The organism is Tahibacter caeni (assembly GCF_024609805.1).
In the GTDB taxonomy this organism is placed as follows: domain Bacteria; phylum Pseudomonadota; class Gammaproteobacteria; order Xanthomonadales; family Rhodanobacteraceae; genus Tahibacter; species Tahibacter caeni.
The window spans coordinates 1-17,033 of record NZ_JANFVR010000079.1 but is presented as its reverse complement, the minus strand read 5'-3'; the positions used below and the strand labels follow the sequence as shown (position 1 = coordinate 17,033).

The 17,033-nt window shown below is 71.0% G+C and carries 14 protein-coding genes; 7 read left to right on the top strand and 7 right to left on the bottom strand.

Going from position 1 to position 17,033, the window contains the following annotated elements:
- The 3 genes from NON22_RS09405 to NON22_RS09395 form a co-directional block, all read right to left on the bottom strand.
- A partial coding sequence (locus tag NON22_RS09405) for an NAD(P)-dependent oxidoreductase (RefSeq protein ID WP_257386675.1) occupies nt 1-376 on the bottom strand: 376 nt, incomplete at its 3' end.
- The gene (locus NON22_RS09400; protein ID WP_257386674.1) at nt 373-1,248 is read right to left on the bottom strand and encodes a dienelactone hydrolase family protein; all 876 of its coding nucleotides are present in this window, start codon (nt 1,246-1,248) and stop codon (nt 373-375) included. The genes NON22_RS09405 and NON22_RS09400, both read right to left, overlap by 4 nt.
- Nucleotides 1,245-1,883 carry a LysE family translocator gene (locus tag NON22_RS09395; protein ID WP_257386673.1) on the bottom strand — a complete coding sequence of 213 codons (639 nt, stop codon included), beginning with the start codon at nt 1,881-1,883 and terminating at the stop codon, nt 1,245-1,247. Before NON22_RS09395 ends, NON22_RS09400 begins: the two co-directional genes overlap by 4 nt.
- 109 nt (nt 1,884-1,992) lie before the next feature.
- Between NON22_RS09395 and NON22_RS09390 the strand changes: the two genes are divergently transcribed.
- Nucleotides 1,993-2,973, top strand: coding sequence for a GlxA family transcriptional regulator (locus NON22_RS09390; protein ID WP_257386672.1), 981 nt, complete (start codon nt 1,993-1,995; stop codon nt 2,971-2,973).
- 45 nt (nt 2,974-3,018) lie between these two features.
- On the opposite strand, the gene NON22_RS09385 is transcribed toward NON22_RS09390, so the two are convergent.
- Both NON22_RS09385 and NON22_RS09380 read right to left on the bottom strand, forming a co-directional pair.
- Nucleotides 3,019-3,642: a hypothetical protein gene (locus tag NON22_RS09385; RefSeq protein WP_257386671.1), complete on the bottom strand. Its 624-nt coding sequence runs from the start codon at nt 3,640-3,642 to the stop codon at nt 3,019-3,021.
- Between the two features lie 56 nt (nt 3,643-3,698).
- A complete protein-coding gene (locus tag NON22_RS09380) occupies nt 3,699-4,577 on the bottom strand; it encodes a YihY/virulence factor BrkB family protein (RefSeq protein ID WP_257386670.1) in 879 nt (292 codons plus the stop codon).
- A 314-nt stretch (nt 4,578-4,891) separates the two neighbouring features.
- Here NON22_RS09380 and NON22_RS09375 point away from each other — a divergent pair, with 314 nt between their 5' ends.
- The 3 genes from NON22_RS09375 (at nt 4,892) to NON22_RS09365 (ending at nt 8,028) form a co-directional block, all read left to right on the top strand.
- Nucleotides 4,892-5,893 carry a magnesium transporter CorA family protein gene (locus tag NON22_RS09375; RefSeq protein WP_257386669.1) on the top strand — a complete coding sequence of 334 codons (1,002 nt, stop codon included), beginning with the start codon at nt 4,892-4,894 and terminating at the stop codon, nt 5,891-5,893.
- A gap of 50 nt (nt 5,894-5,943) precedes the next feature.
- The gene (locus NON22_RS09370; RefSeq protein WP_257386668.1) at nt 5,944-6,414 is read left to right on the top strand and encodes a DUF421 domain-containing protein; all 471 of its coding nucleotides are present in this window, start codon (nt 5,944-5,946) and stop codon (nt 6,412-6,414) included.
- 396 nt (nt 6,415-6,810) lie between these two features.
- Nucleotides 6,811-8,028, top strand: a complete 1,218-nt coding sequence (locus tag NON22_RS09365; protein ID WP_257386667.1) for a sensor histidine kinase — start codon at nt 6,811-6,813, stop codon at nt 8,026-8,028.
- 17 nt (nt 8,029-8,045) lie between these two features.
- Here NON22_RS09365 and NON22_RS09360 read toward each other — a convergent pair whose 3' ends face one another.
- Nucleotides 8,046-9,695 (bottom strand): ABC1 kinase family protein, encoded by a 1,650-nt coding sequence (locus NON22_RS09360; RefSeq protein ID WP_257386666.1) that lies wholly within the window; start codon nt 9,693-9,695, stop codon nt 8,046-8,048.
- Nucleotides 9,696-10,041: 346 nt separating this feature from the next.
- On the opposite strand from NON22_RS09360, the gene NON22_RS09355 reads away from it, so the two are divergent.
- Nucleotides 10,042-10,824, top strand: coding sequence for an SDR family NAD(P)-dependent oxidoreductase (locus NON22_RS09355; protein WP_257386665.1), 783 nt, complete (start codon nt 10,042-10,044; stop codon nt 10,822-10,824).
- Nucleotides 10,825-10,867: 43 nt separating this feature from the next.
- Nucleotides 10,868-11,998 (top strand): zinc-dependent alcohol dehydrogenase, encoded by a 1,131-nt coding sequence (locus NON22_RS09350; protein WP_257386664.1) that lies wholly within the window; start codon nt 10,868-10,870, stop codon nt 11,996-11,998.
- A 128-nt stretch (nt 11,999-12,126) separates the two neighbouring features.
- On the opposite strand, the gene fusA is transcribed toward NON22_RS09350, so the two are convergent.
- Entirely contained in the window at nt 12,127-14,184 is a 2,058-nt protein-coding gene (gene fusA, locus NON22_RS09345; protein WP_257386663.1) for an elongation factor G, read from the bottom strand.
- Nucleotides 14,185-14,760: 576 nt separating this feature from the next.
- Here fusA and NON22_RS09340 point away from each other — a divergent pair.
- Nucleotides 14,761-16,977 carry a DNA/RNA non-specific endonuclease gene (locus NON22_RS09340; RefSeq protein ID WP_257386662.1) on the top strand — a complete coding sequence of 739 codons (2,217 nt, stop codon included), beginning with the start codon at nt 14,761-14,763 and terminating at the stop codon, nt 16,975-16,977.
- Nucleotides 16,978-17,033 lie beyond the last annotated feature (56 nt).

The window sequence follows — 17,033 nt, the reverse complement described above, 5'->3', positions numbered from 1 at the left end:
GCACGCGCGAGCCGGATACGGGCGCTTCGACGTAGGCGCCGCCGGCCGCGCGCACGTCGGCGGCGAGCGCGGCGGAGTACTCGGGCGAGGTCGTGCCGAGCGGCACGACGATCGTGCCGCCGACGCGTGCCGCGAACGCCGGCGTACCGCGGCCGAGCACCGCGTCGACGGCTGCGTCGTTCAACAGCATGACGAACACGAGATCGCACTGCGCGAACAGCGCGTCGACCGAATCGGCGCACCGTGCGCCGCGCTGCACGAGCGCGGCGGTTTTTTCCGGCGTGCGGTTCCACACCGTCAGCGCGACGCCCGCCTGCAGCAGGTTGCCCGCCATCGGCTGCCCCATGTGGCCGAGGCCGACGAAGCCGACATTCACAGGACGGTTTCCGCAGCGAACAGCGGCGGCGTCGCATAGAGACGCCGGCGCAGGAATGCGAGCACCTCGTCGCGCGCCTGTACGGTCGGCTCGCCGGCCGCGTCGACGAGGTGCGCGGTGAACACGCTGTGCGGACTCGCGACGACGTCGCGGAAGAACGGCGGCGGATCGGGATTCGCCGCGGAGTCGGGCAGCACGCGGCCCACGAAGCGTTCGCCGAGCGCGGCGCGGTAGGCCGCGAAGCGCTCGGCTCGGCAGTGCCGGTCGCCTTCGAAGCGATACGCGAGCACCGTGAGCTCGTCGCGCTCGAGCCGCGCGCGGATCGCCGCAAGTTCCGCCGCGTCGCTCTCGAGCGCGGCCGGATCGTCCAGCGGCAGCGACGGCTGCGCGAGCACCGGCGCGAGCATGGCCGGCTCGAGCATCATCGACAACGCGAAATTTCCGGTGAAGCACATGCCGACCGCACCGACGCCGGGTCCGCCGCATTCCTGCATCGCGAGCCGCGCGAGCGCGCGCAGCCAGGCCGTGACGGGGCTCGCGCCCTTGCCGGCGAGGGCATGGAACTCGGCGCTGATGCAGGCGCGGCGCAGCACGGCCAGGCCGGCTTCGGCCTGCGGCACGGCGCCGTCCGTGCCGAACAGCGACGGCAGGTAGACGGTGAATCCGCCGTGGCGCACCCAGCGCGCGAAGCGCGCGACGTGCGGACTGATGCCGGGCATCTCGGCGAGCACGACGACGGCGGGACCGGAACCCGATACGAATACACGCCTGGTCACGCCGTCGAGGGCGACGGCGCGGGCGTGGAAGTCGGCGAGATCGTCGTCCTGCGGAACGGGCTGCGAGGTGTGCATGGTCTCTCCGATGGTGGTCATGCGTGTGCCGGCCTGTCCAGCAGGAGCAGCCGCAAGGCGAGTCCGATCAGCACGCCGGCCTGCAGACGGTCGAGCCAGCGCAGCGACGCCGCGTCGCGGCGGCGCAGCACTGCGGCGACCCGCCCGCTGGCGAGGCCGAGCAGCGCGTGGAACAGCAGCGCGATCGCCGACAGCAGCAGGCCGAACAGCGCGAGCTGCGCCGTGACGCCGCCGCGCCGCGGATCGGCGAACTGCGGCAGGAACACGAGGAAGAACAGCAGCGCCTTCGGATTGAGCAGGCTGACGATCACGGCACTGCGAAACAGGCGCGGCAGCGGCTGCGTCGCGGCTCGCTCGAACCGCGGTGCGCCGCGCCGGCGCAGCCCGGCCAGCGCGAGTCCGGCCAGATAGACCGCGCCCGCATAGCGCAGCAGGTCGAACGAGGGCGGCCACGCCGCGGCGAGGCCGGCGACGCCGGCGCAGACCAGCGCGGTCATCAGCAGATCGGCGACGCAGATGCCGGCGGCCGACGCCAGTCCGCCGCCGACGCCGCCGGCGAGGCTCTGCGAAATCACGAGCGCCATGTTCGGGCCCGGCGACAGCAGCAGCCCGAGCACGGCGGCGCAGAACAGCAGCAGGGTCGCTTGGGTCGGCATGGCCACCTCGTCGCGGACGATGCGCAGGGAACCTGCGGAGCCGCCATTACAGCCTCGACAACACCGTCGGCCCAGTGTCCAATGGGACGTCTTTCGAGCTGGAATGGACATGAGGGATTTCGAGGTCCTCGTCATCGACGGCGCCTATCCGAGCAGTGTCGCGATGAGCCGCGACATCCTCGACGCAGCCGCACAGGTCGCGGCCCGGATCGGCATCGCCGTGCCGACCTGGGGCCTGTATTCGCTGGCCGGCGGCCGCGTGCCGCTGCGCGACGGCATCAGCGTGGACACTCGCGCGCTGCCGCCGCGCCGTCAGTCCACGCGTTCCGTCTGCGTGATTCCGGGCCTCGGTGCGGATCCCGACGTCATCGTCGCGCGCATGGCCCTGCCCGAGGGCCGCGCCATTGCGCGACGACTGCAGGCCCAGGTACAGCGCGGCGGCCAGCTCGCCGCGTCGTGTTCGGCGGTGTTCGTGCTGCAGGCGGCCGGCCTGCTGGCCGGGCGCCGCGCGACGACGACCTGGTGGCTGGCGCCGGCGCTCGCGCGGCTCGCGCCGACCTGCACGGTCGATGCGGCGCGCATGGTCTGCGCCGACGGGCCGGTGACCACGGCCGGCGCGGCCTTCGCCCATGCGGACCTGATGCTGCATCTGCTGCGCGAGCGCTGCGGGCCGGTGCTCAGCGAGACCGTCGCGCGAATGCTGCTGCTCGAGCATCGCCAGTCGCAGTCGCCGTTCGTCGTGCCCGAGGTGCTGGCCAGCGGCCATGCGCTCGTCGCGCAGCTCACGGCGAGGCTCGAAAAATCCCTGCCGGGCATTCCGCCGATCTCGCAGCTCGCGCGCGAGCTCTGCGTGTCGGAAAAGACGCTCGGCCGGCACGTGCGGCGCGCGACCGGCAAGAGCACGAGCGGCCTCGTGCGCAGCGTGAAGCTGCGGCGCGCGCGCGCGTTGCTGGAGAACAGCCGCATGACGATCGAGCAGATCGCCGCCGAAGTCGGCTATCGCGATGCGACGGCGCTGCGGCGGCTCATGCGCAAGGCCGTCGGTGCGAGCCCGCGGCAGTTCCGCGCGACGACGACGGTGGACGGCTAGGCGACGATCCGGTCGGCGTCTCCGATTCCCGCCCAGATGCGCCGGTCAACGCGGCGGCGACGGTCCGCTGGCGACGCGCTGTTCGGCGCTGCAGTCGATGACCGTGGACTGTTCCGGTCCGGCCAGCTCCAGCTCGTCGTCGGCGAGCAGGCAGCGCACGCGCACGAGCCGGCCGCGCGCGTCGTAGTCGAGCAGCACGATGCGGTCGTACAGCTCGGCGGGCCACTGGTCCGGCAGCGCGTCGGGCGGCGCGCCGAGCGCGCGCGCGACGGCGAGCAGGCGCGTGTGCCGCCAGACGACGACGGCGTGGCGCCAGTCCGGCGGCGGATCCGGCCCGAACAGCCGCGTGACGGCTTCGCCCGGCGTGCGGCACTGATGCACGGGCAGTCCCAGCCGGTGCGCGAGATGGACCAGGGTCAGCGACGGACGCTGGCTGCGCGAAGTGTCGCGCGCGGCGATCAGGCAGTCCGGCGCCCAGGGCCAGCCGTCGCGCCGCGACAGATCCTGCAGCAGATACGGCAATGCGAACGCGCGCAGGCGTCCGGTGCTCGACAGCCGTGTCGGCTGTTCGCGGCCTTCCTTCTCCGCATGGCGCAGCAGGCTGACACGGCGCACGGCCTTGCCCGGGGCCAGGCCGCGGAGATCGGCCGGAATGAGGTCGGAATCCACGGCGTTTCCTGTCGGGTGGAGACGGTTCGCGGCATCCGGCGTCGCGGCCTGCCGCGTCATCGGTTCGCTGCCCAGTGCGTGAAGCCGGCGCCGACCAGAACGATCAGCGAGCTGTAATAGACCCAGACGAGCAGCAGCACGACGGAGCCGGAGGCGCCGTAGGCGTCGGCCTGGCCGCTGCTCGCGAGATAGGCGCCGAGCGCCCATTTGCCGAGATCGAACAGCACGGCCGTGACGAACGCGCCGGCCGCGAGCGGCCGCCAGCGCGGCCGGCTGTCGGGCACGAAGCGGAACAGCGCCGCGAACGCGAGCGTGAACGTCGCGAGCGTGACGGCCTCGTTGACGGCGACCCAGGCCCAGCCCTGCCGCGTCAGCGCAGCGCTGAGCAACGTGCTCACGACGAGCGTGACGACGAGGAAGAAGCCGATCACGGCGATCATGCCGAACGACAGCAGGCGGCGGCGCAGCCACGACCGTAGCGCGCTGCCGTGGGACGGCGCCTCGACCAGCCAGATGCGGTTGATCGCATCCTGGAACTGCGCGAACGCCGTCGATGCCGACACGAGCAGCGCGCCGACGCTGACGAATTCCGACGCATCGAACGCGAAGCGCCGGTCGCGGCTGCTGTCGACGACGAGCCGCGCGACGTCGCCGACCTGCGTGCCGAGCAAGCTGTCGAGCTGCGCGACCAGCCGCAGCTCCGAACCGGGCCAGAACTGTGCAGCGATCGAAAGGCTCAGCACGACTACGGGCGCGAACGACAGCGCCGCGTAGAACGCGATCGACGCGGCGAGCGTCAGCGGATCGGCGCGATAGAACGCCGCGGCGGCGTCGGTCCACGACAGCGCGACGTCGGCGGCGTCGGGCTGCGCCGCGGTCGCACGACCGTCGCTGGTGCGCGACGGCGGCAGACGCAGATCGACGTGTGAAATCATGCCGCGCCTCCGTCGTCCGGTAACGATGCCGTAGGCAGGGCAACCCACGTGCCAAGCGACAGTCGCGGCGACAACGCGGCGGCAGGCACATTCTTCACGACGTTTTCGACGACGGCCGGCCGGTGCCGGCAACGGTTTCCGTCGCAAAACGCCTGTCGCCGCCGGGACGTCCCGCGAATTGCACGGCGGCGCCGGTGCGTCGGAGTTTCCGCGCGTCGCACAAGTGGACAACGCGGGCCGCCGGCGCGTTGACGCGTGGATCACCCCGGCGGTCGTAGCGTGCCGCGCCGCAGACGACGGCGACGGAGCCCGCCATGACTGAGCGCGAAACCGCGAACCCGCTGGACACCAGCTGCCGTGCGCGGCTGTTCGACGCACGCGGCCAAGACCGCAGCGTCAGGTGCGGCGATCTCGCGCAGCTGCAACTGCAGGACCGCCATCTGCTCTGGGTCGATCTGACCCGTCCCGATCCGGCGACCGTGGACGAGGTCTGGGCCGCGCTCGCGCTTCCCGGCGCGGCCGAGCAGGAAGCCCGCTCGACGGCGACGACGCCGCTTCTCGGCAAGTCCGGCGATTTCTTCTGGGTGCGCGTCGTGGCGGTCAGCGGCAACGACGGACTCGCACTGAACGGTCAGGTGCTGACGCTCGTGGCCATGCGCAACGCCGTCGTGAGCCTGCACGACGAGCCGATTCCGTTCCTGGATACCTTGCTGGAGCGCGAGGCGGCCGGCTCGGACATCGGCGGCCTTAGTGCCGAGAGTTTCGTCGCGGCGCTGCTGGACTGGCATCTGACGACCTATTTCGGCGCGGTCGCCGATTTCGAGATCGCGGTCGAACGTCTCGAAGTCGGCATCCTCGACGAGCGCAAGCGCGATTCGCTGCCGGAGCTGCGCCGGCTGCGCAAGGCCGCGTCGCGGCTGCGGCGCATGCTCGCGCCGCATCGCGCGGTGTTTTCCGCGCTGTCGCGGCCGGACTTCCGGCCCAGCGAAAGCGACCGGGCGAACGCGCATTTCGCCGCGCTCGACACGCGCTACGAACGTGCGATGGACATGGTCGAAAACACGCGCGACCTCGTCGTCGGCAGCTTCGAGCTGTTCAGCAGCCAGGTCGCGCTGCAGACCAACACCTCGATGCGCCTGCTGTCGTTCATCGCCGTCGTCGTGGGCACCTTGGCCGTTCTAGCCGGCATCCTTGGCATGAATTTCGATGCGCCGTTCTTCAAGACGCAGGCGACCGGCTTCTGGACCGCCGTCGCGGCGATGGCGGTGCTGGCCGCCGCGTCGATCGCCGTGGCGCGTTACCGCAAGTGGTTCTGACGGACGCGCGCGCCGGCGGACGGCCTTCACGACACCGTAAGGAGAAGCCCGTGTTTTCGACCGAACTGAGCGCCTGGGAATTCGTCGCGCGCGCCGCGCTGGTCTACGTCGCCATCATGGTGCTCGTGCGCATGTCGGGGAAACGCACCGTCGGCGAGTTCACGCCGTTCGATCTCGTCGTCGTGATCCTGATCGGCGAATCGACCCAGGGCGCGCTGACCGGCGGCGACGAGTCGGTCGTCGGCGCGCTGGTCGCCTCGGCGACCCTTATCACGCTGAACTACCTCGTCGGCTTCCTGACGACGCGCTTCAAGGCGGTCGACAAGCTCATCGAGGGCGAGGCCGTCGTGCTCGTCCGCGACGGCCGCCTGCTCGGCGACGCCCTGCGGCGCAACAACGTGCCCGAGTCCGATCTCGAACAGGCCCTGCGCGCCGAGGGCATCCTCGACCGCGACGAGGTGCATCGCGCATTCCTCGAAGTCGACGGCACGATCAGCGTGGTCCGCAGGAAGGCGGACTGAGGCGTTTGCGCGCGTCGGCGACCGCGCTGCCGTCTCTGCGCAGATCCTGAACGGCGCCGCGGGCGCGGCGGGCACGTTTCTTGCGGTATCGTTCCGTTCGGACCGGACTTACAGTCCCGGAAGGCCGCGACGTTTCCGGCATGCCGGCGCGGGGAAAGGACATTCCTGAATACCGTGTCCGCAGCGGTTTCGCCGCGGCACGGAAACTTATGCCGTCACGTGTGTAAAAAATTCATCGATCGTCGACGCCGGCGGGTTTGCTGCGACCGCTGCCGGCGTCGGCGATCCGGCGGCGGCATCCGGGAGAACCATCAGTCCCGTTGACGTCGTTTCGCGTGTTGGGTTTGATGGGCAGTCGCGGGATCACGACATAACGACACGCGAGGAGGCTGGTCCGTGCGTCTGGCAGAGTTCATTGCAAGAAACCACGACCGCATCGTCGACACGTGGCAGCAATTCGCCGAAATGCTGCCGTCGCTGGACGGTCGGGTCTCCGCGGCGGAGTTGCGCGAGCATGCGGGGCATCTGCTCGACGCCGTCGTCGACGACATGCGCTCGCCGCCGCAACCGTTCGCCGCCGTGCCGGCGGAGCGCCCCGACGCGCGCGGCGCCGGCGGTTCCGAGCACGGCCTGCAGCGGCACGCCGCCGGGCTGTCGCTGGTGGCGCTGATCTCCGAATTCCGCGCGCTGCGCGCGGTCGTTCTGCGGCTCTGGGCCGGCGCGGGCTTCGTGCGCAGCGCCGGCGCGTTCGACGACCTGCTGATGTTCAACGAATCGCTCGACCGCATCACCGCCGACGCGGTGCTCGCGTTCGCACAGGCCGCCGAGCGCGACCGCGCGCTGGTCATGGGCATCGTCGCGCACGATCTGCGCGGTCCGCTGCAGACTGCGTCGATGGCCTCGCATATCCTGGCCTACCGGCATCCGTCCGTCGGCGAGGACGAGACCCTGGGCCAGCTGCGCCGCTCGCTCGCGCGCATGGTACCGATGGTCGACGACCTCATGAGCGTGGCCGCGTCGGGCCTGCGCGGTCCGATGAACGTGCAGCCCGTCCGCATGGACCTGACCGCGCTCGCGGCGGAGCTCGTATCGGAAGTGACCGCGGAGTTTCCGGCGCACCGCTTCGCGCTCGAGGCCGCCGGCCCGCACGTCGGCAACTGGGACAAGGCGCGCCTCGGCCAGCTCGTGTCCAATCTGCTGCGCAACGCGGCGGTCCACGGCGATCCGTCCGGCGTCGTGCGCATCGCGCTGCGCGAAGACCAGGATAGCGTCGTGCTGTCGGTCCACAACCGCGGACCGGTGATTCCGGAAGCCGAGCGCGCGGGCCTGTTCTCGCCGGCCGCGCGCGGCTCGACGGCCAAGTCCGGGCCGCATCTGGGCCTCGGCCTGTTCATCGTGCGCGAGATCGCGCGCGGCCACGGCGGCGACGTCAGCGTGAGCTCCGACGCCGAGCACGGCACGGTCTTTTCCGTAGTGTTGCCGCTGGATGCCACGACGCGCGACGTGGCGGTCGATGCGGCCGGCGCAAACGGCGCTTTCATCGGCGCCGTCGCGCAGTCCTGCGAAGGCGCCGGCGGCCGGGTGGACCGGCCGCAGTGGAACGCCGACGCCTGATCCGATGCGGCCGCCCCTCATTTGCGCCGGTCGGAACGCAGCGCGCTGACGACGAGCGCCGCGCCGAGGCCGAATGCGGTCAGGAACAGGGTCAGTGCGAGCGCCGGATAGCCGAGCAGGCGCGGCCCGGCTTCGATGCGCAGGGTCAGCGCGGCGGCGACGACGAGGCCGGCCGAGATCAGGCCGGCGCTGATGCGGTTGGCGATCTTCTGCAGGTTTTCCAGCAGGCGCGCCTCGCCGAGTCCGGAGATGCGCACGCGCAGCCGGTTCTGCGCGATCGGCTCCAGCGCGTCGCGCAGCTGCTGCGGCAGCCGGGCGCCGAATTCGGCGAGCTCGAGCAGCCGGCTGCGCAGCCGCTTGCGCGAGAACTCCTCGCCGAGCCGGTGCCGCAGCAGATCGTCCAGCCGCTCACGCACGACGACATTCGGCCGCAGCGCCGGATCGAGGCGCTTGGCCGAACCTTCGAGCGCGAGCAGGGTGCGCCCGAGCGCGGCGAGCTCGGGCGGCGGCCGCAATCCGGATTCCACGCTCTGCCGCGCGAGCGCGAGCAGCAGCTCGCCGGCGCCGAGGTCGTCGTGCACGGACTGGCTGCAATAGCGCAGCACCAGCCGGTTGCAGCGGCGCTGCCAGGCGCGCTCGTCGAACACCGCGAGACGTTCGCCCATCTGCGCGATCATGGCGGCGACGCGTTCGCTCTCGCCTTCGACGGTGGCCTGCATCAGCGACAACAGGTCGTCGCGCGTGCGCGGCGCGAGCCGCAGCACCATGCCGGCGTCGATCAGCGCGAGGCGGTCGCCGCAGAGCATGAGGTTCCCCGGATGCGGATCGGCGTGCACGAGGCGGTGCATGAAGATCTGGTCGAGATAGGCGCGCACGAGATCGCGCGCGAGCAGGGCGAGCGGATGCTCCAGCCGCTGCAGGCCGGGGTGCTCGCCGATCTTGCGCCCGTGCACGCGCTGCATCGTCAGCACGCGCCGCGTGCTCAGCGCGTCGATCGGCGCCGGCACGAACAGGTTCGGATAGTCCTGCAGCTGGATCGCGAGCGCGCGCATGTTCGCGGCCTCGAGCCGGTAGTCGAGCTCTTCGGACAAGGTCTCGGCCATTTCCTCGACCCAGTCGCCGAAGCGGACGCGGCGTCCCTGGTCGGTGTAGCGGTCGGCCGCGTCGGCGAAGCCGCGCAGCAGGGCGAGGTCGCTGTCGACGCTCTCGGCGATGCCGGGCCGCTGCACCTTGACGACGACTTCGCGGCCGTCGCGCAAGGTCGCCGCGTGCACCTGCGCGAGCGACGCCGCGGCCAGCGGGCGCTCGTCGAACGTCGCGAACACCTTCGACACGCGCCCGCCGAGCTCGCGCTCGATCACCGTGCGGATTGCCGCCGCATTCTCCGCGGGCACGTCGTCCTGCAACTTCTGCAGTGCCTGCAGATGGCGCAGCGGCAGCAGGTCCGGGCGTACCGAAAGGGTCTGGCCGATCTTGATGAAGGCCGGGCCGAGCTGCTGGATGTCGGCGACGAAGGCGTCGGCGTCCTCGCGCGCGCCGGTTTCTCCGGCCGCGCCCGCCAGGTGCCGATAGCGCGACGCGAAGCGCAGCAGCCGTGCCGAGCGCGCCATGATGCCGGCGCCGGCGGCCGGCGTTTCCGCCGCGGCGCTCATGCGGCGTCGGTCCATGGCGACTGCCGCGGCGCGGTCGCGCAGGTCCGTTGCATTGCAACGATCTCGGCGAATTTTTTCATCGGCATCCGAAATCTTCCGTTCGCGGCGTCGCCGGCGCTTCGCATTCTCTAGTCCTGCCGTAGTCGGCCCGTGAACGGCGCTGCGCGAACCGTGTGCTGCCGGCGTCGCACGAGCGGAATCGCCTCATTCGCGCCGGAAAGTCACGCGTTGGCATACGTGTTGCCACTGCCTGCGTGATCGCTCGCGCGAGCTTCGCGGCTCGCCTCACGTCGCACCGCGCCGTCGCGGCCGGTCTGCTCCGGCAGCCCCATCGACGGCGCATCACACAAGGAGACATCACATGGCCACTTCTCGTTCGCTTGCGCTCGTCACGGGCGCGTCTTCGGGCATAGGGCTGGAGCTCGCCAAGCTCGCCGCGCAGGACGGCCACGATCTCGTCGTCGCCGCGGACCGCGCGCTCGCCGACGCAGAACAGACCTTGCGCGCGCTCGGCGCGCAGGTCATCGCCGTCGAGACCGATCTCGCGACGCCGGCCGGCGTGCGGCAGCTGCTCGATGCGGTTGGCGAACGTCCGGTCGCGCTGCTGTTCGCCAACGCCGGGCACGGTCTCGGCGGCGCGTTCCTCGACCAGCATCCGATCGCGATTCAGCACGTCATCGACACCAACGTCAGCGGCACCGTCGCGCTGCTGCACGCGATCGGCAACGGCATGCGCCGCGCCGGCGCAGGCCGCATCCTCATCACCGGTTCCATCGCCGGCTTCGAGCCCGGCAGCTATCAGGCCGTCTACAACGCGACCAAGGCCTTCGTCGATTCGTTCGCGCTGGCGATCCGCGACGAGCTCAAGGACACCGGCGTGACGGTGTCGTGCCTGATGCCGGGCGTCACCGACACCGAGTTCTTCGAACGCGCCGGCCTGCTCGACACCAAGCTCGGGACCGGCAAGAAGATGGATCCGGCCGAGGTCGCGCGCATCGGCTACGACGCGATGCTCGAGGGCGAGGCCGACGTCGTCGCCGGCTGGAAGAACAAGCTCGCCGTCGCGATGGCCAACCTCACGCCGGGCGAGCGCCTCGCCGCGCGGCACGCCGAAATGGCCAAGCCCGGCAGCGCACGGCATTGAGGAGACCGCGATGAAGGCCCTGACCTAGCACGGCGCGAAGGACGTGCGCGTCGAGACCGTGCCCGATCCGGCGCTGCAGCACGACGACGACGTCATCCTGCGCATCACGGCGACGGCGATCTGCGGCTCGGATCTGCACCTGTATCGCGGCAAGATCCCGGCGATGAAGAGCGGCGACATCCTCGGCCACGAGTTCATGGGCATCGTCGAGGACGCCGGACCCGCGGTCACGCGGGTCCGCAAGGGCGATCGCGTCGTCGTGCCGTTCGTGATCGCCTGCGGGCAATGCTTCTTCTGCGCGCGCCTGCAGTTCGCCTGCTGCGAGGCCAGCGGCGACAACCCCGGCTCGGCATTGAACCGCAAGGGGCTCACGCCGCCGCCGGCGCTGTTCGGCTACAGCCATCTGTTCGGCGGCGTGCCGGGCGGGCAGGCCGAGTTCCTGCGCGTGCCCAAGGCCAACGTGGGTCCGTTCGCCGTGCCCGGCAGCCTCGGCGACGAGCAGGTGCTGTTCCTCAGCGACATCCTGCCGACCGGCTACCAGGCTGTGCTGAACGCGGAAGTCGGGCCCGGGTCGCGCGTCGCGATCTTCGGCGCCGGTCCGGTCGGGCTCATGGCCGCGGCCTGCGCGCGGCTGCGCGGCGCCGAGCAGATCTTCATGATCGACCACCACCAGTACCGCCTCGATTTCGCGCGCGAGACCTACGGCGTCGTACCGCTGGACTTCGACGAGGTCGGCGATCCGGCCGAGTCCATCATCGCGCAGACCGGCCACCGAGGCGTCGACGCGTCGATCGACGCGGTCGGTTTCGAAGCCAAGGGCAGCACGACCGAGACCGTGCTGGCCACCTTGAAGATCGAGGCCGGCAGCGGCTTCGTGCTGCGGCAATGCATCGCGGCGACGCGGCGCGGGGGCATCGTCAGCATTCCCGGCGTCCATGCCGGCTGGCTGCACGGCTTCCTGCTCGGCGACGCGTTCGACAAGGGCCTGAGCTTCCGCATGGGCCAGACCCACGTGCAGCGTTTCCTGCCGGAACTGCTGCAGCACATCGAGAACGGCGATCTCGATCCGACCGTGATCATCACGCACTGGCTGCCGCTGGCCGAGGCGGCGCGCGGCTACGCGATCTTCAGCGACAAGCAGGAAGATTGCCGCAAGGTGGTGCTGACGCCGTGACGGCGGCGGACGGCGCGGTTTCGCGCCGGCGAATGCCGGGCCGGCGTTGCGCCGGCCCGGTTCCTTCTGCGCACGATGCGATCGCGGCCGGTCGGCGAGCCGGCTTCGCCGGCCCGCCGATGACGGACTCACGCCGCCTGCGCCGAGCGCGACGCGGCGCGTACCGGCTCGTAGCCGGCGAACTGCACGCTGGCCGCGGCGCGGCCCTGGCTCAGCGAACGCAGCGCCGTGGCATAGCCCGACAACTGCGCGAGCGGCGCCAACGCCGCGACGACCTGGCGGCCGCCTTCGTCGCCGATCGCGCTGATGCGGCCCTGGCGTCGCTGCAGGTCGGCCAGCACGTCGCCGAGCGCGGCGGCCGGCGTTTCCACCGACAGCTGCATGACCGGCTCCAGCAGCTGCGTGCCGGCCTGCGCGAGCGCGAGCCGCAGCGCTTCCGCGCCGGCGCGCTGGAACGCGAGCTCCGACGAGTCGCGCACGTGCGTCTCGCCATCGACGAGCACGGCGCGCAGGCCGACGACCGGATGGCCTTGCGGACCCTCCGCGAGCGCCGCGCGCAGGCCTTTCTCGGCCGCGAGCACGAACGCGCGCGGAATCACGCCGCCGCGCGTCTGGTCGGCGAACTCGATCTCGCCGCCGGCCAGCGGCTGCAGGTCGATGACGACGCGCGCGAACTGGCCGGCGCCGCCGTTCTGCTGCGACACCTTGCCCTCGATACGGCGCACCTCGCGCCGCGGCGTTTCCTGGTAGGCCACGCTCGGCGCGCCGGTGCGCAGGTCGAGCTGCCATTCGCGGCGCAGACGTTCCACCTTCACCTCCAGATGCAGTTCGCCCATGCCCCAGATCAGGGTTTCGCCGGTCTCCGCGTCGCTGCCGATGCGGAAGGTCGGGTCTTCCTGCGCCAGCGCCGCGAGCGCCTGGTTGAGCCGGATCAGGTCGCCGGGCTTCGCCGCCGCGACGCGCCAGGCCAGCACGGCCGGCTGCGCCTCGATGCGCTCGAGCGCGAAGCGCTGCGCCGGCGCGCCGACGGTCTCGCCGCCGATCGCGTCCTTCCAGCCGGCCACGGCGATGATCTCGCCGGCGACGGCCTGCTCGACCTCGCGGCCGCGATCGGCCTGCATGACGAGCAGACGGCCGACGCGCACGGTGCGGCCGCGCTGCGACGCCCACACCGTGTCGCCGACGCGCAAGGTGCCCGAGTACAGGCGCACGAAGCTCAGCGGCCCGTGTTCCTGGCGCACGATCTTGAACACGAGGCCGGCCAGCGGTCCGTCCGGATCCGGCGCGAGCGACTGCGGACCGGATTCGCTGTCGGCCTGCACGGCGGGACGATCCAGCGGCGAGGGCAGATAGTCGACGATCGCGTCGAGCAGCCCGTCCATGCCTTTCGTGCGGAACGCCGAACCCGCGAGCACCGGCACGCCGGCGCCGCGCAACGTCGCACGGCGCAGCGCGGCCTTGAGCTCGGCCGTGCCGATGCGGCGTCCGACTAGCCAGGCTTCGGCCAGCGCGTCGTCGTGCTCGGCGACGGCTTCGATCAGGCGCTCGCGCAACGGCCGGAAGTCGGCCGCCTGAGCGTCCGTCCAGGGCTGCGCCGCTTCGCTGCCGTCGTCGCGCCACTGCAGCACGCGTTCGCCGACGAGATCGACCCAGCCGTGCAGCCGGCTTTCGGCGCCGAGCGGAAGTCCGAGCGGCCACGGATTCGCCTGCAGGCGTTCGCGCAGTTGCGCGACGACGGCGTCGAAATCCGCGCCGACGCGATCCATCTTGTTGACGAACGCGATCAGCGGCACGCCGTGCCGGCGCGCCTGGCGCCAGACGCTTTCCGACTGCGGCTGCACGCCGGCGACGGCGCAGAACACCGCGACGGCGCCGTCGAGCACGCGCAGCGAACCCTCCACTTCGATCGCGAAATCGATGTGGCCCGGCGTGTCGATCAGGGTCAGGCGATGCGTCTGGCCGCCGGCCGGCGTCCATTGCGCCTGCACGGCGGCGGCGCCGATGGTGATGCCGCGCTCGCGTTCGAGCGGACTGAAGTCGGTCGTGGCCGCGCCGTCATGGACTTCGCCCATGCGATGGATGGCGCCGGTCTTCCACAACAGGCGTTCGGTCAGCGTGGTCTTGCCGGCGTCGATGTGGGCGATGATGCCGAGGTTGCGCCAGCGGGAAAGGGAAAGAGCGTTCATACACGTATCCAGGCAATGCCAACGACGAAGGGCCGTACGCCCCGGTTGGCTGCAGGGCGTACGGCTAGGCTTGCGACTCCGGCGCGGCGGTATTCACGACACGTTCTCCTCGGGTTTCTTGCGGTCGGACGGAAAATTCGGAACAAAAAAAAGCACCCTTGCGGGTGCCTGCGATGACTGCGGGAAACGCGCGATCAGCCCGACCGGCGCTTGCCTCGACAGACCTGCGGACGCACCCGGCCCGCACGGTCGTGCAGGTCGTTCGGCAATATCAGCAGCGGCATCGTGGTGCGGGTCATGGTCGGGGTCCGGCGAAGGCGGCGCACTCTGCGCGAGGCGCTGCCGAAAAGTCAATCGATGCGCGGCAGATGGCGGCGGCGCGCCGCTTTGCAAGGGGCGCTGCGCCGGCCGCGTGCAGGCCGCCGTACGTTCGTGCGCACAGGTGCGAGAACTGCAGCGCTCGACGCTCCGTATCCGACGAACGGCGGCGCCGCGACGGCGTCCGGCAACGAATCGCCCGCGGACGCGCGAATGCCGCGTCGCCGCCGATGTACCGGCCGACAGGAGGAGCATCCGATGTACGCCTTGCTGGAACAGATCGCCAAAGCCAAACAACGCCAGGGGGCCACCGACCTCCGGCGCCTCGCCGACAACGCTCGCGACAAGCCGCCGGCGGAACTGGAGACGCGCCGCCATCTCGACGAGCGGCGCGAATTCCTGCGCGAAAGCCTCGGGGACACGCGCGAATCGACGCTGTCGTTCGAACGCATCATCGCCGGCAACGAACTGCAGGACGTCAACTATCTCGCGCGCGGCGAACGCGCGGCGCGGGCGGTCGCGCGCGTCGCCATCCGCGCCGCTTCGGGCCGGCTCGAAGGCTGGGGCACCGGCTTCCTGATCGCGCCGGGCGTGCTGCTGACGAACAACCACGTGCTGCCGGATGCCCGGCAGGCGCAGCGTTCCGAAGCGCATTTCGGCTACGAGCTCGACGTCGACGGCAATCCGCAGAGCTTCGAGACGTTCGCGCTCGAACCGGAGCGTCTGTTCCGGACCTCCGAGCAGCTCGACTTCACTGTCGTCGCCGTGCGCGCGAAAGCCGAGAACGGCCCTTCCGCGCTGTCGAGCTACGGCTGTCTGCCGCTCGTCGCGGCGCTGGGCAAGGTCAGCGAGGGCGAATGGCTGACGATCGTCCAGCACCCGCGCGGCGAGCGCAAACAGCTCTGCATCCGCGAGAACCAGCTGATCAAGCGCGACACCGACGTGCTCTGGTATTCGACGGACACGCTCGGCGGCTCGTCCGGCTCGCCGGTGTTCAACAACGACTGGTTCGTCGTCGCGCTGCATCACAGCGGCGTGCCCGAGGAACGCGACGGGCGAATACAGACCATTTCCGGCCGAGACTTCGATCCTTCGCGCGACAAGGAAGAGGACATCCGCTGGATCGCCAACGAAGGCATACGCGTGTCGCGCATCGTCGACTCGCTGAAGTCCAGCGATCCCGCCCATCCGCTGCTGCAGCCGGTGTTCGCCGCGACGCCGGGCACCGCGCGCATCGAGGCGCCGGCCGGTCGGGTCGCCCAGGCCGTGGTGGACCTGCCGACTGAGCGCAGGAATCGAGCGTCGTCCTTCGCCGGAGTTACCGTCATGGATGCATCCGCTGCCGTTCCTGCGGCGCGCGAAGTCGTCGTGCGCCTGGGCATCGACACCGCGGGCTCGGCGCGTCTGCTGCCGATGCCGGCTGTCGGCAGCGTCGTGCGCGAGCTCGTCGGCGAAGCCGCGCGGTCTTCGGCGCAGGCGGTGCAGACCGTCGACGTGCCGTTCAACGCGCGCTACGACGATCGCCGCGGCTATGCGGAAGATTTTCTCGCGCCGGGCCAGGAGGGCCTGCAGGTGCTGTTGCCGGAGCTCGGTCCGGGCCTGTCCGGCCAGGCTGAGCCGCTGCTGATCGCGGATCCGTTCGATCCGGCCAACCAGTTCGTGCTGAAGTACCACAACTTCAGCGTCGTCATGCATGCGCAGCGCCGCTTCGCGATCTACAGCGCGGCCAACATCGACTTCGGCGGCCGTTTCGATCTGTCGCGGCCGCCCGACGTCTGGCGCACCGATCCGCGCATCCGCCAGCAGGCGCAGGTCGCGAACTTCTACTACGCGCGCAATCAGTTCGACCGCGGCCACCTGACGCGGCGCGAGGACCTCGAATTCGGCGCGACGCGGCGCGACGCGCTGATCTCCGCCGCCGACACCTGCCACTGGTCCAACTGCACGCCGCAGCATGCGCGCTTCAACCAGAGCAAGACGCTGTGGCAGGGCATCGAGCGCTATCTGCTCGAGGAGTCGATCCAGGACCGCGCGTTCCGCGCCCAGGTGCTGACCGGGCCGGTGCTCGACGACGACGATCCGGTCTGGGAACGCCATGGCGAGATCCAGTATCCGGTGCGTTTCTGGAAGGTGGTCGCCGCGCTGAACGACAGCGGCAAGCTGTTCGCGACGGCCTATCTGCTCGATCAGAGCGAAGTCGTGGCGCGCTACGGCGTCGAGGCGGCCGGCGAGCAGCCGTTCGGCGCCTTCAAGACGTTCCAGGTACCGGTCGCCGAAATCGAGCGGCTCACCGGGCTGCTGTTCTTCGGCGGCGGCGCGGCGAGCAAGACGCGGCTGTCGGAGGCCGATCCGCTCGCCGCGGTGCGTCCGAGGCGCCGGGCCCGGGTCGGCGCGCGGTGGCAGGAAGCGGAACCGGCCGGGCAGCGCGAGGGGTACTACCTGCTCGAATCGCTGGATGCGATCGTGCGCGACTAGCGCCGGCAACCACGGCGACGCCGCGCGGAGGCGCGGCCGCCGGCCGGCCGCGGATT

What these genes read in the sequence shown, in the direction of transcription:
- NON22_RS09400 (WP_257386674.1), bottom strand. Translation starts at nt 1,248, where the DNA reads ATGACCACCATCGGAGAGACCATGCACACCTCGCAGCCCGTTCCGCAG.
- NON22_RS09395 (WP_257386673.1), bottom strand. Translation starts at nt 1,883, where the DNA reads ATGCCGACCCAAGCGACCCTGCTGCTGTTCTGCGCCGCCGTGCTCGGG.
- NON22_RS09390 (WP_257386672.1), top strand. Translation starts at nt 1,993, where the DNA reads ATGAGGGATTTCGAGGTCCTCGTCATCGACGGCGCCTATCCGAGCAGT.
- NON22_RS09380 (WP_257386670.1), bottom strand. Translation starts at nt 4,577, where the DNA reads ATGATTTCACACGTCGATCTGCGTCTGCCGCCGTCGCGCACCAGCGAC.
- NON22_RS09375 (WP_257386669.1), top strand. Translation starts at nt 4,892, where the DNA reads ATGACTGAGCGCGAAACCGCGAACCCGCTGGACACCAGCTGCCGTGCG.
- NON22_RS09360 (WP_257386666.1), bottom strand. Translation starts at nt 9,695, where the DNA reads ATGGACCGACGCCGCATGAGCGCCGCGGCGGAAACGCCGGCCGCCGGC.
- NON22_RS09355 (WP_257386665.1), top strand. Translation starts at nt 10,042, where the DNA reads ATGGCCACTTCTCGTTCGCTTGCGCTCGTCACGGGCGCGTCTTCGGGC.
- fusA (WP_257386663.1), bottom strand. Translation starts at nt 14,184, where the DNA reads ATGAACGCTCTTTCCCTTTCCCGCTGGCGCAACCTCGGCATCATCGCC.
- NON22_RS09340 (WP_257386662.1), top strand. Translation starts at nt 14,761, where the DNA reads ATGTACGCCTTGCTGGAACAGATCGCCAAAGCCAAACAACGCCAGGGG.